Raw genomic sequence first — 22,454 nt, forward strand, 5'->3', positions numbered from 1 at the left:
AAACAATCCGATGGATATTAAGAAGAGCCTGGTGGATGCCGTACTCGCCGGCCTGATCTCCTTGATCGTGTTCGGTCCTATCGTCGGCGTAGTGCTCGACGGCTATCAGTACAACCTGGAGATCGATCGAGTCGCGATGATCGTCGGCGTGGTGATGCTCGGTCGTTTTGCCTTGAGTCTGTTTCTGCAGACGGCCAAAGGGATGGCGATGCTCGCCAGCTTCGAGAGCAGTGACTCGGGCGTACACGTGCTGGCACCGGACTATAAGAGCCGGCTGCGCTGGATCATCCCGATGCTGATCGTGATCGCGATGATTTTCCCGATCTTTGCCAGCAAGTACCTGTTGACCGTGGTGATTCTCGGCCTGATCTACGTGCTGCTGGGTCTCGGTCTGAATATCGTGGTCGGCCTGGCAGGCCTGCTCGATCTGGGCTATGTGGCTTTTTATGCCATTGGCGCTTATGGCCTGGCGCTCGGCTATGAGTACCTCGGTCTGGGTTTCTGGACGGTACTGCCACTGGCCGCGCTGGCCGCGGCGATGGCCGGAGCATTGTTGGGTTTTCCGGTATTGCGCATGCACGGCGATTACCTGGCCATCGTGACCCTGGGCTTCGGTGAGATCATCCGCCTGGTTCTCAACAACTGGCTGGAATTTACCGGCGGGCCGAACGGCATGTCGGTGCCTTCACCGAGTTTCATGGGGCTGGAATTCACCCGCCGGGCCAAGGACGGCGGGGTGCCGTTCCATGAGTTCTTCGGCTTCAGCTACAACCCCAGTATGAAGTTCATCTTCATCTACCTGGTGCTGTTTCTGGTGGTGATGCTGGTGCTCTATATCAAGCACCGGTTGACCCGCATGCCGGTGGGTCGCGCCTGGGAGGCCTTGCGCGAAGACGAGATCGCCTGCCGCGCCATGGGCTTGAACCACGTATTGGTGAAGCTCTCGGCCTTTATGATCGGGGCGTCCACGGCCGGGTTGGCCGGGGTGTTTTTCGCCAGCTACCAGGGCTTCGTCAATCCAGCGTCCTTCACCTTCTTCGAGTCGGCGTTGATCCTCGCCATTGTCGTGCTCGGCGGCATGGGCTCGACCGTCGGCGTGGTGCTGGCGGCCTTCATGCTGACCGTCGCCCCAGAACTGTTGCGCACCTTCGCCGAGTACCGGGTGCTGCTGTTCGGCATTCTCATGGTGCTGATGATGATCTGGCGCCCACGCGGGCTGATCAGGGTGAGCCGCAGCGGTGTCGTGCCACGTAAGGGAGTTGCGCCATGAGCGAAGAAATTGTCCTCTCGGTCGACCGCCTGGCCATGCATTTCGGCGGAATCAAGGCACTCAACGATGTCAGCCTGAACATCAAGCGTAACTCCATCTCGGCGCTGATCGGCCCGAACGGTGCCGGCAAGACCACGGTGTTCAACTGCCTGACCGGCTTCTACAGTGCCACCGGTGGCACGATCAAGCTGAACGCTCGGGGCAAGAGCACCGACGTGGTCAAGGTACTCGGTGAGCCCTTTGAACTGGGCGACTTCATTTCCCCACCGAAGCTGCTCAGCCGGATCTATTACAAGATGTTCGGCGGCACCCACCTGGTCAATCGCGCAGGCCTGGCGCGGACCTTCCAGAACATCCGTCTGTTCAAGGAAATGTCGGTGGTGGAGAACCTGCTGGTGGCGCAGCACATGTGGATCAACCGCAACATGCTCGCAGGCGTGTTCAATACCCGCGCTTTCCGCAAGGCCGAGAGCCAGGCGCTGGATCATGCCTTCTACTGGCTGGAAGTGGTTGATCTGGTCGACTGCGCCAACCGCCTGGCGGGTGAGTTGTCCTATGGTCAGCAACGCCGCCTGGAGATCGCCCGGGCCATGTGCACGCGACCGCAGATCATTTGCCTGGATGAGCCGGCGGCCGGTCTCAACCCACAGGAAACCGAGGCGCTCAGTCGGATCATCCGTCTGCTGCGCGACGAGCACGACCTGACGGTGCTGTTGATTGAACACGACATGGGGATGGTCATGAGTATTTCCGATCATATCGTGGTGCTCGACCATGGCCTGGTGATTGCGCAAGGAGGGCCGGAGGCGATCCGTAGCGATCCCAAGGTGATCGCCGCTTATCTGGGCGCGGAAGAGGAGGAGCTGGTATGAGCGAGCCACTTCTCGAGCTGAAAGCGCTGGACGTGTTCTATGGGCCGATCCAGGCATTGAAACAGGTCTCGCTGCACATCCAGGAGGGTGAGACGGTCAGCCTGATCGGCGCCAACGGTGCGGGCAAGTCCACCCTGCTGATGTCGATCTTCGGTCAGCCGCGGGCCTCGGCGGGGCAGATTGTCTACCGTGGCACCGACATCACCCACAAGTCCTCGCACTACGTGGCCTCCAACGGTGTGGCGCAGTCGCCGGAAGGGCGCCGGGTGTTCCCTGACATGAGCGTCGAGGAAAACCTGATGATGGGCACCATCCCGATTGGCGACCAGCACGCCGACGAGGACATGCAGAGCATGTTCGAGCTGTTCCCGCGACTGAAGGAACGGCGTAACCAGCGCGCCATGACCATGTCCGGGGGCGAGCAGCAAATGCTCGCCATTGCCCGCGCCTTGATGAGCCGACCCAAGCTGCTGTTGTTGGACGAGCCGAGCCTGGGGCTGGCGCCCATTGTGGTGAAGCAGATCTTCCAGACCCTGCGCGAACTGGGGCAGAGCGGCATGACCATCTTTCTGGTCGAGCAGAACGCCAACCATGCGTTGCGCCTGTCCAATCGCGGCTATGTGATGGTCAACGGCGAAATCCGCCTGAGCGGTACCGGTGCGGAGCTGTTGGGTAACGAGGAGGTGCGCAAGGCTTATCTGGGCGGGCACTAGTTCCTGTTAGTGGCTAGCGTTGCTTGTCCAACTGGATGCGCATCAGCTTGCTGGTTTGCAGAAAAGCCGAGGGCGATCCTCGGCTTTTTTGTGGGTCGCGGCTGCACAGGTTGCAAGTTAATCCAACTAAAACCTGGACCCTTGCAGTCGGGAAGCAAAGGCTGGGAAAAGCCTGTGGGTGTGCATCCAGAAGATGCTGCCGCGCAGCGGTCCTACTGGGCGAGGCTGGCGCTATGGAGAGTTGCCCACAAAGACTGTGGAGCGAGCTGTGGATAAGGTGGGAGTAGAGCGGTGCAGGCCTTGTCGTGGGGACTTCTGTGCGGCCTGAGTGTTTTTTGATCAGTCTTGTTTTAATCGTAAAAACAGAGAGTTAGTCGATTTTTTCAGCAGCACGCCGGTTCATGGAAGTTGTCCCCTGCTGCTGTGGGTAGGGTTGTGGGTAACTACGGTAAGCCTTGCGCATAGCCCCGCCAACCGTGGCTTTGCGGGAATAGATCAGTTTTTGATCAATGCTTTTGCGGGTCTTTACAGGTCCTGTCGAACGGCTCTGAGTCAAGAAATAATCACGTTATTTCAACGGTTTGGCCGCAAGCCAGGTCCTGGGTCGAATAGTTATCCAGTGTGGCTGTGGAGTTATCTGTGGATAAGCTGCGCGTGCATGCGCCTAAGCCAGGCCGGCCAAGGCGCGGGCGGGGTTGCTGGTTTTTTGCTCAATTCCTGCATTGTGGGCTTAAGGCCGGTTAATCGCTCAGTGCGCTGATCCGGGTCGAGCGACCGAGCAGCTGCAGGGCGCGATCCGGGTAGTCGGTGATCAGGCCCTGGGCGCCGAGATCGAGCAGGCGGCGCATGGCCGGTTGTTCATTGATCGTCCACAGCTGCACGTTCAGCCCGCGCGCCTGGGCAGTCTGCAGCAATGCAGCGCTGGCGATGCGCAGGCCGCTGTGTTGTTCGGGAATTTGCAGCGCCTGGTAGGAGGGCGAGAGCAGGCTACCCAAGCCCAGCCAGTTGAGCGCCACCAGCATGCGTACCGAGGTGGGCCCGGCTGAGGTGGCGACCCCTGGGCATTGCTCGCGAAACAGTTGCAGGCTGCGTTCATAGAAGCTGCCGACTATCACCCGCTCACGCTGGTCATTGGCGCTGAGCACTGCACACAGCTGCGCCTCCATGCCGACATCCGGCACTTTGATCTCGATCACCTTGGGTATGTCCGGCAGGCGTTCGAGCACTTCGGCTAAGCTCGGGATGCGGATGCCCTGACCGCGATAGGGGTAGCTTTCGCCGCCGTCGGCGGTCCAGCGGTAGCCGGCGTCCAGAGCCTGCAGTTGGTCCAGGCTGCGCGTGGCGACCGGGCCTTCGCCATTGGTGGTGCGCTCCAGGCTGGTGTCATGGATTACCACCAGCTCGCCATCGCTGGACAGCTGCAGATCCATTTCCAGCATGTCCACGCCGAGGGCGCTGGCGCGCTCGAAGGCGAACAGACTGTTCTCTGGCCATAATCCCCGCCCGCCGCGATGGGCGATCACCAGCGGCTGGTCACCTAGTGTGCTGAGCACCAAGGGTGGCGCTGTTGGTCGACTGGTCAGCGCCAGCACGGACAACAGGGTGACGATCAATAGCAGCGGGGCAAACAGGAAGCGAGCGAGGCGCAGCATGGCGGGTTCCAAGCGTTCGGGAATCGGGGTAGTCAATGCCTGGACTATGGCAAATCAACGGCTGTGGGGCGAGCGGCGAATGGCGACAGGTAACAGACCATTAGGGACAGGGCGCTACGGCCCCGTCGTAGCGTGTCAGCAGCGCCCCCAGCTGCTTCGCTAGCTAGCCAGCAAGCAGACGCCGGCCGCAGCCGAGATGACACCAGCCAGGCGCACCAGCGGCGCTGCGCTGTGCGGCAGGCTGCGTACCAGAGCGTAACCGGCGGCATGTAGGCCCGCAGTGGCGATCAGGAAACCACAGGCGTAGAACCATGGATTGACCTGCGTTGGCAGCTCCAGACCATGGGCGAGGCCGTGGCTGAGTGCGAACAGGGCGGTCAGGCCGAGGGAGGCAGCCATCGGCAATCGCGCCGCGACCGCCACCAGCAGGCCGAAGGCCAGTACCGAGGCGGCGATAGCCCCTTCCAGCAACGGCATGCCTACGCCGCCGAGGCCCAGCACGCCACCGACCAGCATGCAGGCGACAAAGGTCAGCGGTAACGTCCAGCGTGCGGCGCCCGACTGTTGCGCGGCCCACAGGCCCACGGCGACCATCGCCAGCAGGTGATCGAGGCCGAGCAGCGGGTGGCTCAAGCCGGCCAGCAGACCCGCCTGGTCATGCCCGCTATGGGCGAATGCCAGGGTTGGACTGAACAGCAGGGCGAGGGCGAAGAGGGTTTTGTGGCGATTCATGGCGGGACTCCTGGTTGTTCGTTGTTGTCCGGTTGTACCGGGCGCGCGGGCTGTTGCGCGTAGCGATCAGGCTGGCTTGAGCATGCCGTGGCGTTCGATGAAGGCGATGACTTGATCAAGGCCCTGGCCGATTTTCTGATTGCTGAAGACGAAGGGCTTGTCGCCACGCATCTTTCTGCTGTCGCGATCCATCACCTCCAGCGAAGCGCCGACCAGGGGCGCCAGGTCGACCTTGTTGATTACCAGCAGGTCGGACTTGCAGATCCCTGGCCCACCCTTGCGCGGCAGCTTGTCGCCGGCGGATACGTCGATCACATAGAGGGTCAGGTCGGACAATTCCGGGCTGAAGGTGGCAGACAGGTTGTCGCCGCCAGACTCGATCAGGATCAGGTCGAGGCCGGGAAAGCGCCGGTTGAGTTGATCCACTGCCTCCAGGTTGATCGAAGCATCTTCGCGTATCGCGGTATGCGGGCAGCCGCCGGTTTCCACGCCGATGATCCGCTCCGGCGGCAGGGCCTGGTTGCGTACCAGGAACTGGGCGTCTTCCTGGGTGTAGATGTCGTTGGTTACCACGGCCAGGTTGTAGCGCTCGCGCAAGGCCAGACACAGCGCCAGGGTCAGTGCCGTTTTGCCGGAACCGACCGGGCCGCCGATGCCGACACGCAGAGGTTGGCTGTTCATCGTTGAGTGTTCCTTATCAAGAGCGGAATAAACGGCTGTATTGGCGTTCATGGGCCATGCTCGCCAGTGTCAGGCCGAACGCGGCACCGCCCCAATGTTCGGGGCGTAGCTGAAGGCTCTGCAGCTGCGCTTGTTCGAGTGTGGGTAGCAGTTGCGAGGTCAGGCGCTGAGCGGCCTGCTGACCGAGCGGCAGGGTTTTCATCAGCACCGCCAATTGGTTTTCCAGCCAGCCCCAGAGCCAGGCGGCAAGGGCATCCTGCGGGTCGATGCGCCAGGCGCGGGCGGCCAGCGCCCAGCCAGCGGCCAGGCCGGGAGCGTCGAGTTCGCTGAGCGAGGTGTGTGAGGCGTCGTCCAGTTCGGGCAGGTCAGCCAGCAGTTGCGCCAGCGAGTAGCCCATCTGCCGACTTTCCTGATGCAGCTCGCGGGTCTCGCGGCTGGCGCGTTGCTGTTCGACCAGCGTTTTCAGGGTCGTCCAGTCGGCGTTGGCGGCTGCTGTGCAGTGAGCCAACAGCAAGGGCGCCTCGAAGCGCGCGAGGTTAAGCAACAGTTGATCGGCGATCCAGTGTCTAGCGCTTTCCGGGTCATGCACCAGGCCTTGTTCGACCGCCATTTCCAGCCCCTGCGAATAGCTGTAGCCACCGATAGGCAGCTGAGGGCTGGCCAACCGGAGTAAGGCCCATGCCTTATTCATCGGCCGACACCGAACTCAGGGTGGTACGGCGCATAGTCAGCCGTACCGTAACCAGCTGACAATTCGGCAGCTGTGGGCTGGTCAGGTGCAGCAAGGCCCGTTCGGAATTCACTTACGTGCCCCGAATTGATGCAGGCGCGGCGCGTAGCTGAACTCGGCCTCGCCGGCGTGGGAGTGGTGATGACCGCCGCCGTAGGCACCGTGCTCGGGTTGATAGGGGGCTTCGATTCGCTCTACCGTGGCGCCCAGTTGTTCGAGCATGGCTTGCAGCACGTAGTCGTCGGGCAGGCGTAGCCAGCCTTCACCCAGTTGCAGGGCCACGTGGCGGTTGCCCAGGTGATAGGCGGCGCGGGTCAGTTCGAAGGCGTTGGCGCAGGTGACGTGCAACAGCGTTTCGGCGCGGGCGTGTACGCGGACCACGCGACCGTCCTCGGCCTTCAGGCATTCACCGTCGCGCAGCGGCGCCAGGCCACGTTCGAGAAACAGACCGACCTCTTCGCCTTGGCGGGTGAAGCAGCGCAGACGGCATTTACTGCGGGCTTCAAAGCTCAGTTCGAGTTCGGCGTCGCAGTGGTCCTGGGCGGGGATACGTTGGTGGATCACCAGCATGGGCAGTTTCCGGCAGTTCAATGCCGGGAACAGAGCAAGGGGCTTGCCAACCTGCATTAACCTTGAGGGTTGCGGGACTGGGGCTAGGCGGCTAGCAGAAATGAGGCACTACTCGGGATTATTTGGTGCGCGACGCTAGTCGGCGCACCGATTGAGTGCTCAAACTGCGTCGGCTGCCTGCCAACGCAACACTGGCGGGCGATACGCGGCAAGCTGGCCGTCGTCGCAGTCCCATGTTTTAGGCATCAGTCTCAATAACCGCCGCCACGATCGAAGACCGGCGCACGAGCACGCGCGCGTTCATTTTTCTCCATCTGCTGACAACTGATGAAGCCTTTGCCATCGACGCGTCCAGCCGAGTTGAAGCTGACGTAATAGGCCTGCTGCCGACCTTCCTTATTGAGAATGTAGTTATTGCAGGTGCCGGGGCTGACGGTGCGCGGCTCCTCGCTGGACGGGGGGCCGGCGATTTCCAGAACGTGCTGCTTGTTCATGTCTAAAGCTACTTCCTGGACCAATGGCTCGTCGCGATAGGTCAGGTAGTCGATCGGGTTTTGTGTCTGGCCGGCACACCCGGCCAGTGCCGTCAGCACACCGGCAACACTCAGGGTTCGCAGGTACATGGTGTCTTCCCTTGTGGCGGGCCTGACCGGGCTACAGCTGATTGGAACCACAAAAACCGGCAGGCAGTGTCCGCAACGTGCATGGGGCGAGTCGTATTCAGGCGGGCGCGCGCTTACACTGGCGCCCTCTCAAACATGCCCCCTTTGGGCGAAATTTGCGTGCTCGTTGCGTGGTTCAGGAGCCTCTCCATTGATGGTAGCTGTTCAGGCGATTCTGCCGATCTTTGCATTGGTGCTGCTGGGCTACCTGCTGGGCTGGCGCCAGTGGCTGAGCGCCGAGTCGGCGGCCGGCTTGGCCAACATCACCTTCAAGCTGTTCATGCCGACCTTGCTGTTCGCCGGTATCGCCAAGGCGCCGCTGGCCGACGGCTTGTCGCCGATGCTGCTGCTTGCCTATTACCTGCCAGTGCTGCTGGTATTCGGCCTGGTCAACCTGCTCGTCCACCGGCAGCGCGGCACAGCCACGCCGTTGGGGCTGGTAGCGGCTTTTTCCAATAATGTGCTGGTCGGCATTCCGCTGGTGACGACCCTGATGGGCTCGGCAGGACTGGTGTATGTGTTCGCCATTCTGGTGTTTCACAGCCTGACGCTGTTCTCCCTGCACAGTTTCTATGCCGCCTTCGGTAGTCCAGAGCGAGTCGATGCGAGGGGGCTGCTGAAGAATCTGGCCAATCCGATGATCGTCGGTCTGCTGCTCGGTGCGCTGCTCAACGTCTCGGAGGTGGGCTTGCCTGAGCCGCTGTGGCGCATGTTCACCTGGCTGGCTCAGGCGGCATTGCCCTGCGCCTTGATCGTGTTGGGTGTGAGCCTGTCGCGCTATCGGCTGCGGCCCAGTCGTATGGTGCTGGGTCTGACCTTGGCCAAGCTGGTGCTGTTCCCGGCCATGGTCTGGTGGCTGAGCACGCTACTGCCCGGGCTGAGCGATGCGGCGCGTTCTGTATTGGTACTACTGGCCGCCTGCCCCAGCGGGGTCAATGTACTGGCCTTCGCGAAAAACCCGGAAGACACTCGTAGCGTCAGCTCGGCGGTGTTTCTATCCACCGTACTGGCGGCGCTGACGCTGCCGATGTGGATGCTTCTGGTGGCCTGAAGCCAGAGCGTCTTCGTTCTGCTTTAACCAATCGGGGCTAACCCGCATGACGTTGCTTCAGCAGACGTTCGGTACCGCCTTCGGCCAGGCGTAGATGCTGTTGTCCTGGCGTGCGCGCTGCACCGTTCTCCGCAGTACGCAAGCGCTGCTGCAGCAGGCGCTCGGTGCCCCCTTCGGCTACATGGCGATCTTGCAGCTGAATTTCTGGCTGGCTGTCTTTCACTTCGCCGAGCAGAGGCTGGGGATTGAGGTTCGGCAGCGCGAAGGCGTTGGCGGCGAACAGGCTCAGGAACAGGCTGATAAGGATTTGGCGTTTCATGTCGGCTCCTCCAGGTGGGGGCACAATGGCTACAGGAGGCAATTCTAGGGACTTGGCGGCGGATAAGAAGTTGAGCGGCTCGATAGTGCCCATCGACCCGTTTGATGGTCGGGCGAACCCCTCTATATCAAGGGGCGTGGCCGGTTTTGCGCTATGGTTAATCAGTCTTCCGTGCCTTCCGGCGCCGCTCACTCAACTGCTTGTCGAACAGGGATGCTCACTCATGTCGAAGTCCGCTACGCCGCGATACCCACTGGTGCTGGTGCCAGGGTTACTGGGGTTTATCCGGTTGCTCGGTTATCCCTATTGGTACGGCATCGTCTCGGCGTTGCGCCGGCAGGGTGCCCAAGTGTTTCCCGTGTTGCTTTCTTCGGTGCACTCCAGTGAGGTGAGGGGCGAGCAGTTGCTCGAGCGTATCGCCCAGGTCTTGCAGGAGACCGGGGCCGACAAGGTGCACCTGATCGGCCATAGCCAGGGCGCGCTGAGCGCTCGCTATGCCGCCGCGCTGAAACCGCAGTGGGTGGCCTCGGTGACCTCGGTGGCCGGGCCTAATCATGGCTCGGAGTTGGCTGACTTCCTCCTGCGCTGGGCGCCCTCTGGCAGTGTGCGCGAAAAACTCCTGGCCGCCGTGATGCGCGGTGTGGCGCGCTGTATGGCCTGGCTGGAAAGCGCCTATAAAGGACCGCGCTTGCCCATGGATGTGCGCGCCGCGCAGCAATCGCTGACCACTCAAGGCGTCGCCGCGTTCAACGCGCTTTATCCGCAAGGCGTAGCCGAGACCTGGGGCGGCGAGGGCGCGGAAGAGGTGAGTGGCGTGCGCTATTACTCCTGGTCCGGCACCCTGCAAGCGGGTATCACCAATCGCGGCGGCAATCGCTGGGACGGGCCGAATCTGGCCTGTCGGCTGTTCGCCCGCACCTTTCGCCGTGAGGCCGGACACTGCGATGGCATGGTCGGCCGCTACAGCTCGCACTTGGGCAAGGTGATTGCCGACGACTTGCCGCTGGATCACTTCGACATCATCAATCAGAGCTTCGGTCTGGTCGGCAAGGGTGCCGATCCGGTGCGGCTGTTCGTCGAGCATTCCCGGCGCTTGCGGGATGCGGGCCTGTAGACGCGGCCAGGTGCTGCACTGTCTGGTGCAGGCGCGCGGCTCTCGTCGAATCAAGCGCTGTTGCGTGCATTTCCCGTTTTGTCGGGCTCTTTATCAGCGTGTCCTGGTCCCGGGGCGTGATGCCCTGACAGCATGGCAGCGGCTGGAGGGTGAGTGAGTTGGCTTTAGTGAATCTTCGACTAGTCTGACGAGATAGCGACTATTTCGCGGGACTTAGCATGCCTAAAGCCATAAGGGTTTTTGTCAGAGCAGTGGATGCGATGAATCGGGTCATAGGCCGATTCGCCATGTACCTGATCTTCGTCATGCTGGGCGTGCTGCTTTATTCCTCGATCAGTAAGACCTTCTTCCATCCGGCGTCCTGGACCTTGGAAACCGCGCAGTTCCTGATGGTCGCCTATTTTCTCCTGGGCGGCGGCTACTCCATGCAACTCGATGCCCATGTGCGCATGGACCTGTTCTACAGCCGCTGGTCGCCCAAAACCAGTGCGATCATGGATGCTCTCACCGTCGGCTTCCTGATTTTCTACCTGGTCTTCCTGCTCTACGGCGGTATTTCCTCGACCCGATACGCGCTCGAGTATGGCGAAACCAGCTATTCGGCGTGGTCGCCACCGATGGCACCAATCAAGATCATCATGACCATCGGCGTGGCGCTGATGCTGTTGCAAACCATCGCCACCTTCTTCAAGGATGTCGCCGCGGCGCGGGGAGAAACGTTGTAATGAGTTATGAACTCATCGCGCTGCTGATGTTTTCCTCGATGATGTTGCTGTTACTCACCGGTAAGCGGGTGTTCGGCGCCATCGGCTTCGTCGCGGTGGTTTCTGCCTTGCTGCTATGGGGCGACGGCGGCTCGGAAATCGCCTTCAGCGCGGCCATGAAGTTGATGAAGTGGTACCCGCTGCTGACCCTGCCGATGTTCGTGTTCATGGGTTACATGCTCTCCGAGTCCGGGCTGGCCGACGATCTGTACCGGATGTTCCACGTGTGGATGGGGCCGCTTCACGGCGGCCTGGCGATCGGCACCATCGCCCTGATGGTGGCGATTTCCGCGATGAATGGCCTGAGTGTCGCCGGCATGGCCATCGGCGCCAGTATTGCCTTGCCGGAGCTGCTGCGCCGCGGTTACGACAAGATCATGGTGACCGGGGTGATCCAGGCCGGCAGTTCCCTGGGCATTCTGATTCCGCCCAGCGTGGTACTGGTGCTGTACGGCATGATCGCGCGGCAGCCGGTGGGGCAGTTGTGGTTGGCCGGGGTCTTTCCGGGTTTGATGATGGCGGGTCTGTTCGTACTCTACATCGTCATCCGTTGCCGCCTGCAGCCAGACCTGGGGCCGGCCTTGCCCGAGGAGGAGCGGCAGGCGATCAGTTGGACGGAAAAAGTGCGTCTGCTCAAGGCCGGCATCGCACCTTTGTTCATCTTCTTTTCCATGACCGGCCTGTTCCTGATGGGCATCACCAGTCTGGTTGAGAGTTCGGCCGTGGGCGCCGCCGCGGCGACCCTGGCCGCGCTGCTCAAGCGCCGGCTGACCGCCCAGGTGATGGAGGAGACCCTGCGCAAGACCCTTGGCATCAGCTGCATGTTCATGTGGATCATCCTCGCGGCCCTGTGTTTTGGCGCGGTGTTCGATGGTCTGGGCGCAGTGAATGCCATTGAGGGCTTCTTCGTCGATCGCATGAACCTGGGGCCCTGGGAAATCCTCATCATGATGCAGCTGTCGTTCATCCTCATGGGCATGTTCCTGGATGACACGGCCATGCTGGTCATCGTTGCGCCCCTCTACGTGCCCCTAGTCGGCGCCCTGGGTTTCGATCTGGTCTGGTATGGCGTGCTCTATACCATTACCTGCCAGATCGCCTACATGACCCCGCCCTTCGGCTACAACCTGTTTCTCATGCGTGCCATGGCTCCGCCGGAAGTGACCTTGCGGGACATCTATGTCTCGGTTACCCCCTTCGTGCTGATCATGATCCTGGCCTTGGTGCTGGTGATGATGTTTCCGCAATTGGCCCTGTGGCTGCCTCAATGGCATTACGCACGCTGAACAAGAGATTTCAGGACCGGCAGCCAAGCAGTTGGATGATTGACGCGGGCGAGAACGGCGCCCCCAAGCGAGGGCAAGAGGGCCACCTGAAAAACGCTGCACCGACCTGGCAGGGTCGCAGTAGTGCTATGCGGTTGTATGACATCTGAATCGACACTATTGGAGATAACAGCATGAGTACGAGACGCAATTTTCTGAAAACCGCGGCGGTGACTACCGGGGCAGTGGGCGCCACGGCCCTGGGCTCGGCGCATATCTATGCCGCTGAGCCGAAGAAGATCACCTGGCGCCTGCAGACCTATGCCGGTCCGGCGCTTGCCGAGCATGTGATCAAGCCGTCCATCGATGCGTTCAATCAAGCGGCCAACGGTGAGATGGAGATTCAACTGTTCTTCGCCGATCAGCTGGTGCCGACCGGCGAGTTGTTCCGCGCCATGCAGCGCGGCACTATTGATGCTGTGCAGAGCGACGACGACTCGATCGCCGCGCCGGTGGATGTCTCGGTATTCGGCGGCTATTTTCCCTTCGCCACACGCTACAGCCTGGACGTGCCGGTGCTGTTCGAGAAGTACGGCCTGCGGCAGATCTGGGAGGAAGCCTACAGCGAGGTCAAGGGCGTCACCTGGCTCGGTGCCGGCGCCTGGGACCCGTGTCATTTCGCCACGGTCGAGCCGATCAGGAGCCTGGCTGACCTCAAGGGCAAGCGCATCTTTACCTTCCCTACCGCCGGCAAGTTTCTCTCCCGCTTCGGGGTGATCCCGGTGACCCTGCCCTGGGAGGATGTCGAGGTCGCGGTGCAGACCGGCGAGCTGGACGGCATCACCTGGTCGGGCATCACCGAGGACTACACCGTCGGTTGGGCCAACGTGACCAAGTATTTTCTCACCAACAACATCTCCGGCGCCTGGATCGGCTCTTATTTCGCCAACTCGGAGAAGTGGGCCGAAGTGCCCGAGCACCTCAAGACCCTGTTCAAACTGTGCATGGACAGTTCGCACTATTACCGCCAGCACTGGTACTGGGGCGGCGAGGCGCAGTTGCGGGTCGAGGGCGGCAAGCTGGAGCTCACCACCATTCCCGATGCGGAGTGGAAAACCGTGGAAGACGAGGCGCACAAGTTCTGGGACGAGATCGCCAAGACCAGTCCGCGCAGCGCCAAAGTGGTGGAGATATTCAAGAAATACAACGCCCTGATGGCCAAAGCTGGCCCACCCTACCGCTATTGAGAGCGGGTGTGGGCTGCCCTGGTCGCGGCTCTTCGTGCCGCGTGCGCAAGCGCGTGGCTCAGGCTGGGCGCACTCGGCTGCTGGCCACGAGCTGGTTGGCCATCGCCATCAGGCAGGGGTTAATCGACTGACAACGCCGACAACGGAGGTCGGCAATAACAATAATCAGGGGTGCATATGCTCAATCCGCGGGATGTTAAAACCATCGAGGACGCCAAACGCATCGTCGAAGAGCGCGGCCTCAGCCACATAAAGGTGGGCGTCTTCGATAACGATGGGGTGATGCGCGGCAAATACCTCAGCCGCAGCAAGTTCTTCTCCGCCCTAGAGCACGGCTTCGCCTTCTGCGACGTGGTGCTGGGCTGGGACGTCAAGGATCAGCTGTATGACAATGCCAGCTACACCGGCTGGCACACCGGTTACCCGGACGCACCGGTGCGGGTGCTGGCGCATACCTGCCGGGATATTCCGTTCGAGAACGGCATGTTGCTGTTCATCTGCGAGTTCGATCAGCAGGCCGAGAAAGTCTGCCCGCGTGGCACGCTGCGCCGGGTAATCGAGCGCTGCCAGGCGATGGGCTTCGACGCCTATGCGGCGTTGGAGTATGAGTTCTTCATGTTCGATGAGACCCCGGAGTCGGTGCGCGAGAAGGGCTATCGCAATCTCAAACCGTTCACTCCGGACTGGTTCGGTTACTCGACCATCCGCAGTTCGGTGCACGCCGAGCTGTATCACGAGATCCTCGAGATGGCCGAGCGCATGGACTTTCCCATCGAGGGCCTGCACACCGAGACCGGACCGGGCGTGCTGGAGGCGGCGATTGCCTATGATCATGCCGAAGCGGCGGCGGACAAGGGCGCGTTGTTCAAGACCTTCATGAAGGTGCTGGCCCAGCGCAACGGTCTGATGGCCACCTTCATGGCCAAGTGGTCGGGCGATTATCCGGGGCAGAGTGGGCACATTCACGTCTCCCTGCGCGACAGTGCCAGCAACAAGTCGGCCTTCTACGACCCGGCCCAACCGCACAGCATGAGCCAGATTCAGCGACACTTTCTCGCCGGCCAGCAGCGCCTGATGCCTGAGTTCCTGTGCATGGTGGCGCCGACTCTGAACAGCTACCGGCGCATGATTCCTGGTTTCTGGGCGCCCACCGACGCCACCTGGGGCGTGGAAAACCGCACTGCGGCGCTGCGGGTGATCCCCGGCAGCGATAAGTCGCAGCGCCAGGAATATCGCCTCGGTGCGGCGGACGGTAACCCCTATCTGGCCCTGTCGGTGGCCTTGGCGTCTGGCCTGTACGGGATCATGCAGAAGTGGGAGCCGACCGATCCCGTGGTCGGTAACGCTTATGCGCAGAAGCATCCTGAAGAGCTGGCCCTGCCGCGCACCCTGTGGGACGCGGCGCAGCGTTTGAAGGCCTCCACTGCGGCGCGAGAGCTGTTCGGTGATCCGTTCGTCGAACATTTCGCCGCCAGCCGAGAATGGGAGGAACGTGAATACCGTCGGCATGTCAGCGATTGGGAGCTGGATCGCTACTTCGAAATCATCTGAGTCACGCGCCTCCCTTCTGGTAGTCCGGGTGCAATCCGGTGGCGGCTTGACCCCATTCCAGGTTGCATTCGGGCTAAGTGTCTATCGGGACCGGCTTCTACGGAGTGAGCAATGAGCAAGCAGTTACAGTGCATTTCCCCCATCGACGGCTCGGTGTATGTCGAGCGTCCCCTGGCCTCGACCAGTGAAATAGCCATGGCCCTGGCCAAGGCCGAACAGGCGCAGAAAGTCTGGAAACACACCACGCTGGCCGAGCGTGTCAGCATTGCGCGCAAGGCCATTGCCGTCTTCGCCGCCAAGGAAAACCAACTGGCCGAAGAGCTGTGCTGGATGATGGGCCGGCCGATCCGCTATGCCGGCGGGGAGATCCGCGGCTTCGTCGAACGCGCCAGCCATATGGCCGATATTGCCGAGAGTGCCCTGGCCGATATCCAGCTGCCGGACAAGCCCGGCTTCATCCGCTTTATTCGCCGCGAGCCGCTGGGCGTGGCCCTGGTCATCGCACCCTGGAATTACCCTTACCTGACTGCGGTGAATGCCGTGCTGCCAGCGCTGCTGGCCGGCAACGCGGTATTGCTCAAGCATTCGGCGCAGACGCCCCTTTGCGCCGAGCGCATGGTCGAGGCCTTCGCCGAGGCGGGACTGCCGGACGGGGTATTCCAGTACCTGCACCTCAGCCATGCCGATACCGAGCAACTGATCAAGGCCCCGGCAGTGCAACATGTGGCCTTCACTGGCTCGGTGCCGGGCGGCGCCATGGTCGAGCGCGCAGCGGCGGGGCGCTTTATCGGTAAGGGGCTCGAGCTGGGCGGCAAAGACCCGGCCTACGTGCGCGCCGATGCCGATCTCGCCCATGCGGTGGAGACCAGTATCGATGGCGCCTTCTTCAACTCCGGACAATCCTGTTGCGGTATCGAGCGCATCTACGTGCACGAGACGCTGTATGAGGCCTTCGTCGAACAGGCGGTAGCGCTGGTCAAACAATACAAGCTGGGCCGTTCCGACGACCCGGACACCACCCTCGGCCCGTTGGTGCGCAGTGACGCTGCCGACTTTGTCCGCGAGCAGGTCGCCGAGGCAGTGGCCCAAGGCGCGCTCACCCATATCGACCCGGACGAATTTCCGTTGGACCAACCGGGCTCGGCGTACCTGGCGCCGCAGGTGCTGACCAACGTGCACCACGGCATGCGAGTAATGACCGAGGAATCCTTTGGTCCGGTAGTCGGCATCCAGAAGGTCAAGGACGATGAAGAGGCGTTGGCATTGATGAACGACAGCGAGTTCGGCCTCACCGCTGCGATTTTCAGTCGCGATGTCGAGGCCGCACTGGCCCTGGCCGACCGGGTCGAGGCCGGCACGGTGTTCCTCAACCGCTGCGATTACCTCGATCCGGCGCTGGCCTGGACTGGGGTGAAAAACTCCGGGCACGGTTGCAGCCTGTCGAGTGTCGGCTACGAGCATCTGACTCGACCGAAATCTTTCCACTTCAAGACCCAGCTGTGAGGCGCGTCATGGACCTGAACCACTACCGAATGAACTGGAACTATCCGACCGCTATCCGCGTTGGTATCGGACGTATCACCGAACTGCCTGAGGCCTGCCATGCCCTGGGCATACGTGCGCCGTTGTTGGTCACAGACCCTGGTTTGGCGGCCTTGTCGATGCTTGATAAAGCGTTGCTGCAATGCCGCGACGACGGCCTGCAGACCGAGTTGTTCTCAGCGATCAAGGGTAACCCCACCGGGCAGAACGTGATGGATGGAGTTGCCGCCTTCAAGGCAGGCGGTCATGACGGGGTGATTGCCTTCGGCGGCGGCTCTGCACTGGACGCTGGCAAGGCCATCGCCCTGATGGCCGGGCAGGATCGTCCCCTGTGGGATTTCGAGGACATTGGCGACAACTGTCTGCGAGTCAACGTTGCCGGCATGGCCCCGGTGGTAGCGGTGCCGACTACTGCCGGAACCGGCTCGGAAGTCGGTCGCGCCTCGGTGATCACCGATGAGGTCGCGCAGCTCAAACGCATCATCTTTCACGCCAGGATGCTTCCGGATCAGGTCATCCTCGACCCACAACTGAGCGTCGGTCTGCCAGCCAAGATCACCGCCGCCACCGGCATGGATGCCCTGTCGCACAACCTGGAGGCCTATTGCTCGCCGTTGTTCCACCCCATGGCGGAGGGTATCGCCCTGGAGGGCATGCGTCTGGTTAAGGAATACCTGCCGCGAGCAGTGGCCAAGGGGGCAGATGTCGAGGCACGCCTGCACATGCTGGTGGCCTCGACCATGGGCGCCACCGCCTTTCAGCGTGGCCTGGGTGCCATGCACGCCCTGGCGCATCCGCTCGGCGCCTTGTACGACGCCCACCATGGGCTGCTCAACGCGGTGCTGATGCCCTTCGTGCTGCAAGCCAACCAGGCGCACATCGAACCGCAGATGGAGCGCCTCGCACGCTATCTGGACCTGAAAAAGCCAGGGTTCGCCGGGGTGCTCGATTGGATCCTGCAATTACGAGCCGAGGTGGGCATTCCCCACAGCTTGGGCGAGATAGGCATCGACGATACGCGTGTCGAGCAGGTCGGCAAGATGGCCGAGGTCGACCCTTCCGCTGGCACCAACCCCATTGCTTTCAGCTCCGCCGAATACAGCAAGCTGTTCACCAGGGCCTTGCACGGCGAAATATAAAGCGGCAGGACAACATAGACGCCTCGAACCGAGCCGGTTCGAGGCGGGTCGGATTTAGAGATCCAGGTGTTTCTTGACTGCCTCAAGGCCGTTCTTGCCATCAAAGGTCGTCACCCCGGCTAGCCAGGTTTCGAGCCATTGTGGATTCTTCTTTATCCAGTCCGTCGCCACTACGTCGGCTTTTTCATGTTCCATGATCCGCGCCATCAACGCGGCTTCCATATCAGTGGTGAACTTCATGTTCGAGATTAGTTTCGCCGCGTTCGGGCAGCGTTCCGCGTAGTCAGGCGTGGTAATGGTATAGATGGTGGCCGCACCATAGTCAGGGCCGAAATAATCATCCCCGCCAGTTAGATAGGTCATATCAAACTGCAGATTCATCGGGTGCGGGGCCCAGCCGAGAAATACGATCGGCTCCTTCTTGCTGATGGCGCGGGCCACCGCTACACGCATGGCGGCTTCACTCGACTCAACCAGCTTGAATTCACCCAGACCGAACTTGTTCTCGGCGATGATTTGATTGAGTAACTTGTTGCCGCCCGAACCCGCCTCGATACCATAGATTCTGCCGTTGAGTTCTTCTTTGAAACGCGGGATATCGGAAAAGTCTTTCAGGCCTTTCTCAAACAGGTAGGTCGGTACGGCCAGGGTGTACTTGGCGCCCGGCATGTTGGGCTCTTCCAGGACTTTAATGGTTCCCTTGTCACGGAATGGTTTGACGGTATCGTCCGAGGCGGGCGACCAGTAATCCAGAAAAACGTCCATCTGTTTCTTTTGGATGGATGCCAGGGCGATTGGCAGGGAGACGATGGTGGCCTTGGGTTTATAGCCAAGGCCTTCGGCCAGAACCATGGTCAGTCCATTGTTGGCGGCGTTATCTACCCAGCCGATATCGGCGAATTTGATGGCCTTGCATGAGTCGGGTTCTTGAGCCAGAAGGTCTCCGGCGCTGAAACATAGGAGAGTACTCATCAGTGCGGGAACTATTTTTATAGTCATGTTATTCCTCTGTTACTTAGGTGGGGCGAGAGGGTAGCTGTGTCTCGCTTGGTGTAAGTGCGCTGTAAGTGCTTGAGTAGTGTTTTTAAGGCGTTTTTGGGAGTGGCTGATGGGGCGGTTGACCGCGCTGGTTTTTTTAGTGATCTGATAGTGGGCGTGGGGTTTTAAACTGGCCATCAATAAATTTTTTGCCTTAGGGGTCGTTTTTTTTATGGATGGACATGCTCAGTTAGAGGGGCGGTAGCAGCAAGGCTGGAGAAAAAACTCTCGGTATGGCCTGATCCGCGTAAGCGTAGCCGTTGCCAGCGCCCTGCCAAATATACGTTACCCCGAAGGATGCTCATGTGTTGCAACAGGGTTGCCACATACGCACCCTAGCCCATAGGCGCATCCATTGGCTACTCGGTACGGCGCCCATCACGGTTTACTCAACGGGCCTCGATGAGACGCTGCAGACCAATAAAGCCGGCACCGAACCGCAGGTGGAGCGCTTGGCGCATTACCTGGACTTAAGCAAATCGGACCGAGCCGCTGTGTTCGACTGGATGCTAGAACTGCTCACCTGTTCGCGGCATGGCAAGTTGTGAATCATTGGAGGATTGACCGGCGGGGCGGCCTGGTTGCTGCGCTGACTTAGGCCTCCGCGAGGGGCTGAGGCGCGGACATTGCATCGAGAGGAAGGGCCATCCGCTGTGAGGGGAGGCAGGGGAGGATCCTGGTCTCGGGGCGAGACAATCCGAGACCAGGTGAGGGTTCAGAGGCTTAAGTGTTTTTTGACCGCTTCAATGCCGCTTTTACCGTCAAAGGTCGTCACACCGGCAAGCCAGGTGTCCAGCCACTCAGGGTTCTGCTTGATCCAGTCCTTAGCCACGACGTTGGGGTCTTCTTTTTGCATGATTCGATCCATCAGCGCAGCTTCCATCTCAACCGTGAACTTCATGTTCGAGACCAGTTTGGCCGCATTTGGGCAGCGCTGATCATAGTCCGTAGCGGTAATGGTATAGACCTCGGCTGCGCCAAAATTAGGGCCGAAGTAGTCATCGCCACCTGAAAGATAGGTCATATCAAACTGCAGGTTCATCGGGTGCGGGGCCCAGGCGAGGAAGACGATGGCTTCTTGCTTCTTGATCGCGCGGGCCACCGCGACCCTCATGGCCGCCTCACTCGACTCGATATGCTTGAAATCACCCAGGCCGAATTTGTTTTCGCCGATGATTTTATTGATTTGCTTGTTACCGCCGGAGCCCGCCTCAATACCATAGATCTTGCCACCGAGTTCTTCCTTGAAGCGGGAAATGTCGGCAAAGTCTCTCAGGCCCTTTTCATGCAGGTAAGTCGGTACGGCCAGGGTGTACTTGGCGCCGCGCATATTGGGTTCCTGCAGAATTTTTACGGTTTTTTTGTCGCGGAATGGTTTGACCGTTTCGTCGGTGGACGGAGACCAATAATCAAGATAGACGTCCATCTGTTTCTTCTGAATGGACGCGAGGGTGATAGGTAAGGAAACCATGGTTTTCTTCGGCGTGTAACCAAGCCCCTCGGATAGCGTTACGAGCACGCTATTGTTGGCGGCGTTATCCACCCAGCCGATATCGGCTATGCGCATGGTTTTACATGAGCTGGGCTCTTGAGCCAGAAGGTCTCCGGCGCTGAAGCATAGGAGAGTACTCATCAGTGCGGGAACTAACTTTATAGTCATGTGATTCCTCTGTTACTTATGCGGGGCGAGAGAGTGGATTTCTCTTGCTTGGTTTAAGTGCGCTGTAAATGTTGAGTAGTTCCGTTTAAAGCTTTTCCTGGGTTGGATGATGGTTAACTTAAGTGATTGCGTTTTGTAAACTGTCGATAGTGTCCGTGAATACTTAAGCTGGCCATCAATATTATTTTTACCTTTGTGGCTGCTTTTCTTATGGCTGGATAGGCTCAGCTATGCGGCAGCGAAAGCGGTAAAATATCTCCGATGTGGCCGATTACGCATTGCTGAATATGTTGCCAATGCACTGGCAGATTCACCGATTCGACTCATTCAAGGTTGAACCAGGCAGATTTACTCTGGGTGTAGCCAAGCAGGCACTCGAAGGACTTGTCCCGCGTGTTACCGGATTGCTTATAGCCGCCAAAGGGTTGAGTCATGTCGCCATCCCCGAAGCAGTTGACCCAGACCACCCCGGCTTCAATGGCCTGCACCATGCGATGGGCCGTTTTCAGGTCTTGTGTCCAGACGCTGGCCGCCAGCCCGTAGATGGAGTCGTTGGCAATGGCAATGGCTTGCGCTTCGTTGTCAAAACTCATCACCGAGGCTACCGGGCCGAATATTTCTTCCCGGGCGATGCTCATGTTCTGATCTACGCCGGTGAACAGCGTTGGCGTGACATACGCACCCTGCTCCATACCCGCCGGTGCGCTTCCGCCCAAGGCAAGATGGGCACCCTCCAAGCTGCCTTGCTTGATCTTCTCTAGCACGCCTTGCTGGTGGGCGCGGGTGACCACTGGCCCCAGGGTCGTTGCTGGATCCAGCGGGTCGCCAGGTTGATAGGCCTGGCTACTGCGTGCAATGAACCTTTCCACGAAGGCGTCATGAATGTCGCGATGCACCAGCAGCCGGGAGCCGGCGTTACACACCTGCCCCGCATTGTCGAAGATGCCGCCATAGGCACGCTCCACTGCCGCATCGAGGTTTTCGAGGTCGGCCATGAATATTTGTGGGCTCTTGCCACCGGTTTCCAGCGCCACACGTTTGAGATTGGACTGGCCGGCATAGATCATGATTTGTTTGCCGACTGCAGTTGAGCCGGTAAAGCTGACTTTGGCTACATCCATATGCAGGGCCAGTGCCTTGCCTGTAACGGGGCCGTCACCGTTGACTACGTTGAACACCCCTGGCGGGCCACCGGCTTCGATGAACAACTGGGCCAGTCGCAGACAGCTCAGAGGCGCTTGCTGTGCCGGCTTCAGCACCACGCAGTTACCTGCCGCCAGTGCCGGGGCGACCTTCCATGAAGCCATCAGCAGTGGATAGTTCCAGGGCGAGATGGCGCCGATAATGCCCAGGGGTTCGCGCTGGATCATATGCAGCGCTTCGGGGGCAGTATTGGTGACGACGCCGTCGATTTTGTCGATGCACTCGGCGTAGTAACGAAACGTATTGATGACTTCGGGCAGGTCGATGGTCAGGGCATCGGTAATCGGTTTGCCCATGTCCAGGGTTTCCAGCAGAGCCAACTCGGCGGAGTTTCTCTCTATCAGGTCGGCCAGGCGCATGAGAATGCCCATGCGCGTACGCGGCGCCATGTGCCGCCAATGTCCGCTGTGCCAGGCTTGTTTGGCGGCAGCCACGGCGCGATTGATATCGTCTTCGCCGCCGTAAGCGACCGAGGCCAGTACTTTGCCCGTGGCCGGGTTAATGCTGTCGAAACGATTGCCTTTCAGTGCCTCGACAAAGTGACCGTCGATAAAGAGTCCGGTTTCGATCTTCAGATTCTTCGCCAGACTGCACCAGTCATGCTGACGCAGTGTCTCGGGTGTTGCTGCCACTCGCGCTTCGGTCGACATGGTTCAGTCCTTGGTTGCGTGTAGAAGAA

At 60.4% G+C, this 22,454-nt stretch carries 21 protein-coding genes; 11 read left to right on the forward strand and 10 right to left on the reverse strand.

Going from position 1 to position 22,454, the window contains the following annotated elements; all coding sequences use genetic code 11:
* Window positions 1-10: 10 nt before the first annotated feature.
* The 3 genes from livM to TMS3_RS07910 are packed head-to-tail and all read left to right on the forward strand — an operon-like array spanning window position 11 to window position 2,855.
* Window positions 11-1,270 carry a high-affinity branched-chain amino acid ABC transporter permease LivM gene (gene livM / locus TMS3_RS07900; protein WP_407691609.1) on the forward strand — a complete coding sequence of 420 codons (1,260 nt, stop codon included), beginning with the start codon at window positions 11-13 and terminating at the stop codon, window positions 1,268-1,270.
* On the forward strand, window positions 1,267-2,142 hold the full coding sequence (locus TMS3_RS07905; RefSeq protein ID WP_025164721.1) for an ATP-binding cassette domain-containing protein: 876 nt from the start codon (window positions 1,267-1,269) through the stop codon (window positions 2,140-2,142). The genes livM and TMS3_RS07905 overlap by 4 nt, the downstream gene beginning before the upstream one ends.
* Window positions 2,139-2,855, forward strand: a complete 717-nt coding sequence (locus tag TMS3_RS07910) for an ABC transporter ATP-binding protein (protein ID WP_025164722.1) — start codon at window positions 2,139-2,141, stop codon at window positions 2,853-2,855. The genes TMS3_RS07905 and TMS3_RS07910 overlap by 4 nt, the downstream gene beginning before the upstream one ends.
* Before the next feature lie 740 nt (window positions 2,856-3,595).
* On the opposite strand, the gene TMS3_RS07915 is transcribed toward TMS3_RS07910, so the two are convergent.
* The 6 genes from TMS3_RS07915 to osmE form a co-directional block, all read right to left on the reverse strand.
* On the reverse strand, window positions 3,596-4,507 hold the full coding sequence (locus tag TMS3_RS07915; RefSeq protein WP_025164723.1) for a glycerophosphodiester phosphodiesterase: 912 nt from the start codon (window positions 4,505-4,507) through the stop codon (window positions 3,596-3,598).
* Between the two features lie 159 nt (window positions 4,508-4,666).
* Window positions 4,667-5,239, reverse strand: a complete 573-nt coding sequence (locus tag TMS3_RS07920; protein ID WP_025164724.1) for a HupE/UreJ family protein — start codon at window positions 5,237-5,239, stop codon at window positions 4,667-4,669.
* Between the two features lie 66 nt (window positions 5,240-5,305).
* A complete protein-coding gene (gene ureG, locus TMS3_RS07925) occupies window positions 5,306-5,920 on the reverse strand; it encodes an urease accessory protein UreG (RefSeq protein WP_025164725.1) in 615 nt (204 codons plus the stop codon).
* Between the two features lie 16 nt (window positions 5,921-5,936).
* A complete protein-coding gene (locus tag TMS3_RS07930) occupies window positions 5,937-6,611 on the reverse strand; it encodes an urease accessory protein UreF (protein WP_025164726.1) in 675 nt (224 codons plus the stop codon).
* 108 nt (window positions 6,612-6,719) lie between these two features.
* Window positions 6,720-7,220, reverse strand: a complete 501-nt coding sequence (gene ureE / locus TMS3_RS07935; RefSeq protein ID WP_025164727.1) for an urease accessory protein UreE — start codon at window positions 7,218-7,220, stop codon at window positions 6,720-6,722.
* Between the two features lie 251 nt (window positions 7,221-7,471).
* Window positions 7,472-7,843 (reverse strand): osmotically-inducible lipoprotein OsmE, encoded by a 372-nt coding sequence (gene osmE, locus TMS3_RS07940; RefSeq protein WP_025164728.1) that lies wholly within the window; start codon window positions 7,841-7,843, stop codon window positions 7,472-7,474.
* 193 nt (window positions 7,844-8,036) lie between these two features.
* Here osmE and TMS3_RS07945 point away from each other — a divergent pair, with 193 nt between their 5' ends.
* The gene (locus tag TMS3_RS07945) at window positions 8,037-8,933 is read left to right on the forward strand and encodes an AEC family transporter (protein ID WP_025164729.1); all 897 of its coding nucleotides are present in this window, start codon (window positions 8,037-8,039) and stop codon (window positions 8,931-8,933) included.
* A 37-nt stretch (window positions 8,934-8,970) separates the two neighbouring features.
* Here the strand turns inward: TMS3_RS07945 and TMS3_RS07950 are convergent, their stop codons facing one another.
* Complete coding sequence (locus TMS3_RS07950) at window positions 8,971-9,252, reverse strand: hypothetical protein (RefSeq protein ID WP_025164730.1); 282 nt, start codon at window positions 9,250-9,252, stop codon at window positions 8,971-8,973.
* Window positions 9,253-9,475: 223 nt separating this feature from the next.
* On the opposite strand from TMS3_RS07950, the gene TMS3_RS07955 reads away from it, so the two are divergent.
* From TMS3_RS07955 to TMS3_RS07985, 7 genes are all read left to right on the forward strand, one after another.
* On the forward strand, window positions 9,476-10,366 hold the full coding sequence (locus TMS3_RS07955; protein ID WP_025164731.1) for an esterase/lipase family protein: 891 nt from the start codon (window positions 9,476-9,478) through the stop codon (window positions 10,364-10,366).
* 218 nt (window positions 10,367-10,584) lie between these two features.
* Window positions 10,585-11,091, forward strand: coding sequence for a TRAP transporter small permease subunit (locus tag TMS3_RS07960; protein WP_025164732.1), 507 nt, complete (start codon window positions 10,585-10,587; stop codon window positions 11,089-11,091).
* Window positions 11,091-12,416, forward strand: coding sequence for a TRAP transporter large permease (locus TMS3_RS07965; RefSeq protein ID WP_025164733.1), 1,326 nt, complete (start codon window positions 11,091-11,093; stop codon window positions 12,414-12,416). The genes TMS3_RS07960 and TMS3_RS07965 overlap by 1 nt, the downstream gene beginning before the upstream one ends.
* A gap of 173 nt (window positions 12,417-12,589) precedes the next feature.
* Window positions 12,590-13,642: a TRAP transporter substrate-binding protein DctP gene (gene dctP / locus TMS3_RS07970; protein ID WP_025164734.1), complete on the forward strand. Its 1,053-nt coding sequence runs from the start codon at window positions 12,590-12,592 to the stop codon at window positions 13,640-13,642.
* 177 nt (window positions 13,643-13,819) lie between these two features.
* Complete coding sequence (locus TMS3_RS07975; protein WP_025164735.1) at window positions 13,820-15,193, forward strand: glutamine synthetase family protein; 1,374 nt, start codon at window positions 13,820-13,822, stop codon at window positions 15,191-15,193.
* 111 nt (window positions 15,194-15,304) lie between these two features.
* Entirely contained in the window at window positions 15,305-16,696 is a 1,392-nt protein-coding gene (locus tag TMS3_RS07980; RefSeq protein ID WP_025164736.1) for an aldehyde dehydrogenase family protein, read from the forward strand.
* Between the two features lie 8 nt (window positions 16,697-16,704).
* Entirely contained in the window at window positions 16,705-17,874 is a 1,170-nt protein-coding gene (locus TMS3_RS07985; protein WP_025164737.1) for an iron-containing alcohol dehydrogenase, read from the forward strand.
* A gap of 54 nt (window positions 17,875-17,928) precedes the next feature.
* On the opposite strand, the gene choX (TMS3_RS07990) is transcribed toward TMS3_RS07985, so the two are convergent.
* The 3 genes from choX (TMS3_RS07990) to TMS3_RS08005 form a co-directional block, all read right to left on the reverse strand.
* On the reverse strand, window positions 17,929-18,873 hold the full coding sequence (gene choX / locus TMS3_RS07990) for a choline ABC transporter substrate-binding protein (RefSeq protein ID WP_029866201.1): 945 nt from the start codon (window positions 18,871-18,873) through the stop codon (window positions 17,929-17,931).
* 754 nt (window positions 18,874-19,627) lie between these two features.
* Window positions 19,628-20,572 carry a choline ABC transporter substrate-binding protein gene (gene choX, locus TMS3_RS08000; protein WP_029866202.1) on the reverse strand — a complete coding sequence of 315 codons (945 nt, stop codon included), beginning with the start codon at window positions 20,570-20,572 and terminating at the stop codon, window positions 19,628-19,630.
* Window positions 20,573-20,895: 323 nt separating this feature from the next.
* Window positions 20,896-22,425 (reverse strand): aldehyde dehydrogenase, encoded by a 1,530-nt coding sequence (locus TMS3_RS08005; protein ID WP_025164741.1) that lies wholly within the window; start codon window positions 22,423-22,425, stop codon window positions 20,896-20,898.
* Between the last annotated feature and the right edge of the window lie 29 nt (window positions 22,426-22,454).

This window comes from Pseudomonas taeanensis MS-3, from assembly GCF_000498575.2.
GTDB classification, from domain to species: domain Bacteria; phylum Pseudomonadota; class Gammaproteobacteria; order Pseudomonadales; family Pseudomonadaceae; genus Aquipseudomonas; species Aquipseudomonas taeanensis.

Excerpts from the sequence above, each read along its gene's own strand:
- TMS3_RS07915 (WP_025164723.1), bottom strand. The coding sequence starts at position 4,507 with ATGCTGCGCCTCGCTCGCTTCCTGTTTGCCCCGCTGCTATTGATCGTC.
- choX (WP_029866202.1), bottom strand. The coding sequence starts at position 20,572 with ATGACTATAAAGTTAGTTCCCGCACTGATGAGTACTCTCCTATGCTTC.
- TMS3_RS07980 (WP_025164736.1), top strand. The coding sequence starts at position 15,305 with ATGAGCAAGCAGTTACAGTGCATTTCCCCCATCGACGGCTCGGTGTAT.
- TMS3_RS07910 (WP_025164722.1), top strand. The coding sequence starts at position 2,139 with ATGAGCGAGCCACTTCTCGAGCTGAAAGCGCTGGACGTGTTCTATGGG.
- TMS3_RS07975 (WP_025164735.1), top strand. The coding sequence starts at position 13,820 with ATGCTCAATCCGCGGGATGTTAAAACCATCGAGGACGCCAAACGCATC.
- TMS3_RS07960 (WP_025164732.1), top strand. The coding sequence starts at position 10,585 with ATGCCTAAAGCCATAAGGGTTTTTGTCAGAGCAGTGGATGCGATGAAT.
- osmE (WP_025164728.1), bottom strand. The coding sequence starts at position 7,843 with ATGTACCTGCGAACCCTGAGTGTTGCCGGTGTGCTGACGGCACTGGCC.
- choX (WP_029866201.1), bottom strand. The coding sequence starts at position 18,873 with ATGACTATAAAAATAGTTCCCGCACTGATGAGTACTCTCCTATGTTTC.
- TMS3_RS07920 (WP_025164724.1), bottom strand. The coding sequence starts at position 5,239 with ATGAATCGCCACAAAACCCTCTTCGCCCTCGCCCTGCTGTTCAGTCCA.
- livM (WP_407691609.1), top strand. The coding sequence starts at position 11 with ATGGATATTAAGAAGAGCCTGGTGGATGCCGTACTCGCCGGCCTGATC.
- TMS3_RS07950 (WP_025164730.1), bottom strand. The coding sequence starts at position 9,252 with ATGAAACGCCAAATCCTTATCAGCCTGTTCCTGAGCCTGTTCGCCGCC.
- TMS3_RS07985 (WP_025164737.1), top strand. The coding sequence starts at position 16,705 with ATGGACCTGAACCACTACCGAATGAACTGGAACTATCCGACCGCTATC.
- TMS3_RS08005 (WP_025164741.1), bottom strand. The coding sequence starts at position 22,425 with ATGTCGACCGAAGCGCGAGTGGCAGCAACACCCGAGACACTGCGTCAG.
- ureE (WP_025164727.1), bottom strand. The coding sequence starts at position 7,220 with ATGCTGGTGATCCACCAACGTATCCCCGCCCAGGACCACTGCGACGCC.
- TMS3_RS07905 (WP_025164721.1), top strand. The coding sequence starts at position 1,267 with ATGAGCGAAGAAATTGTCCTCTCGGTCGACCGCCTGGCCATGCATTTC.
- ureG (WP_025164725.1), bottom strand. The coding sequence starts at position 5,920 with ATGAACAGCCAACCTCTGCGTGTCGGCATCGGCGGCCCGGTCGGTTCC.
- dctP (WP_025164734.1), top strand. The coding sequence starts at position 12,590 with ATGAGTACGAGACGCAATTTTCTGAAAACCGCGGCGGTGACTACCGGG.
- TMS3_RS07945 (WP_025164729.1), top strand. The coding sequence starts at position 8,037 with ATGGTAGCTGTTCAGGCGATTCTGCCGATCTTTGCATTGGTGCTGCTG.
- TMS3_RS07965 (WP_025164733.1), top strand. The coding sequence starts at position 11,091 with ATGAGTTATGAACTCATCGCGCTGCTGATGTTTTCCTCGATGATGTTG.
- TMS3_RS07930 (WP_025164726.1), bottom strand. The coding sequence starts at position 6,611 with ATGAATAAGGCATGGGCCTTACTCCGGTTGGCCAGCCCTCAGCTGCCT.
- TMS3_RS07955 (WP_025164731.1), top strand. The coding sequence starts at position 9,476 with ATGTCGAAGTCCGCTACGCCGCGATACCCACTGGTGCTGGTGCCAGGG.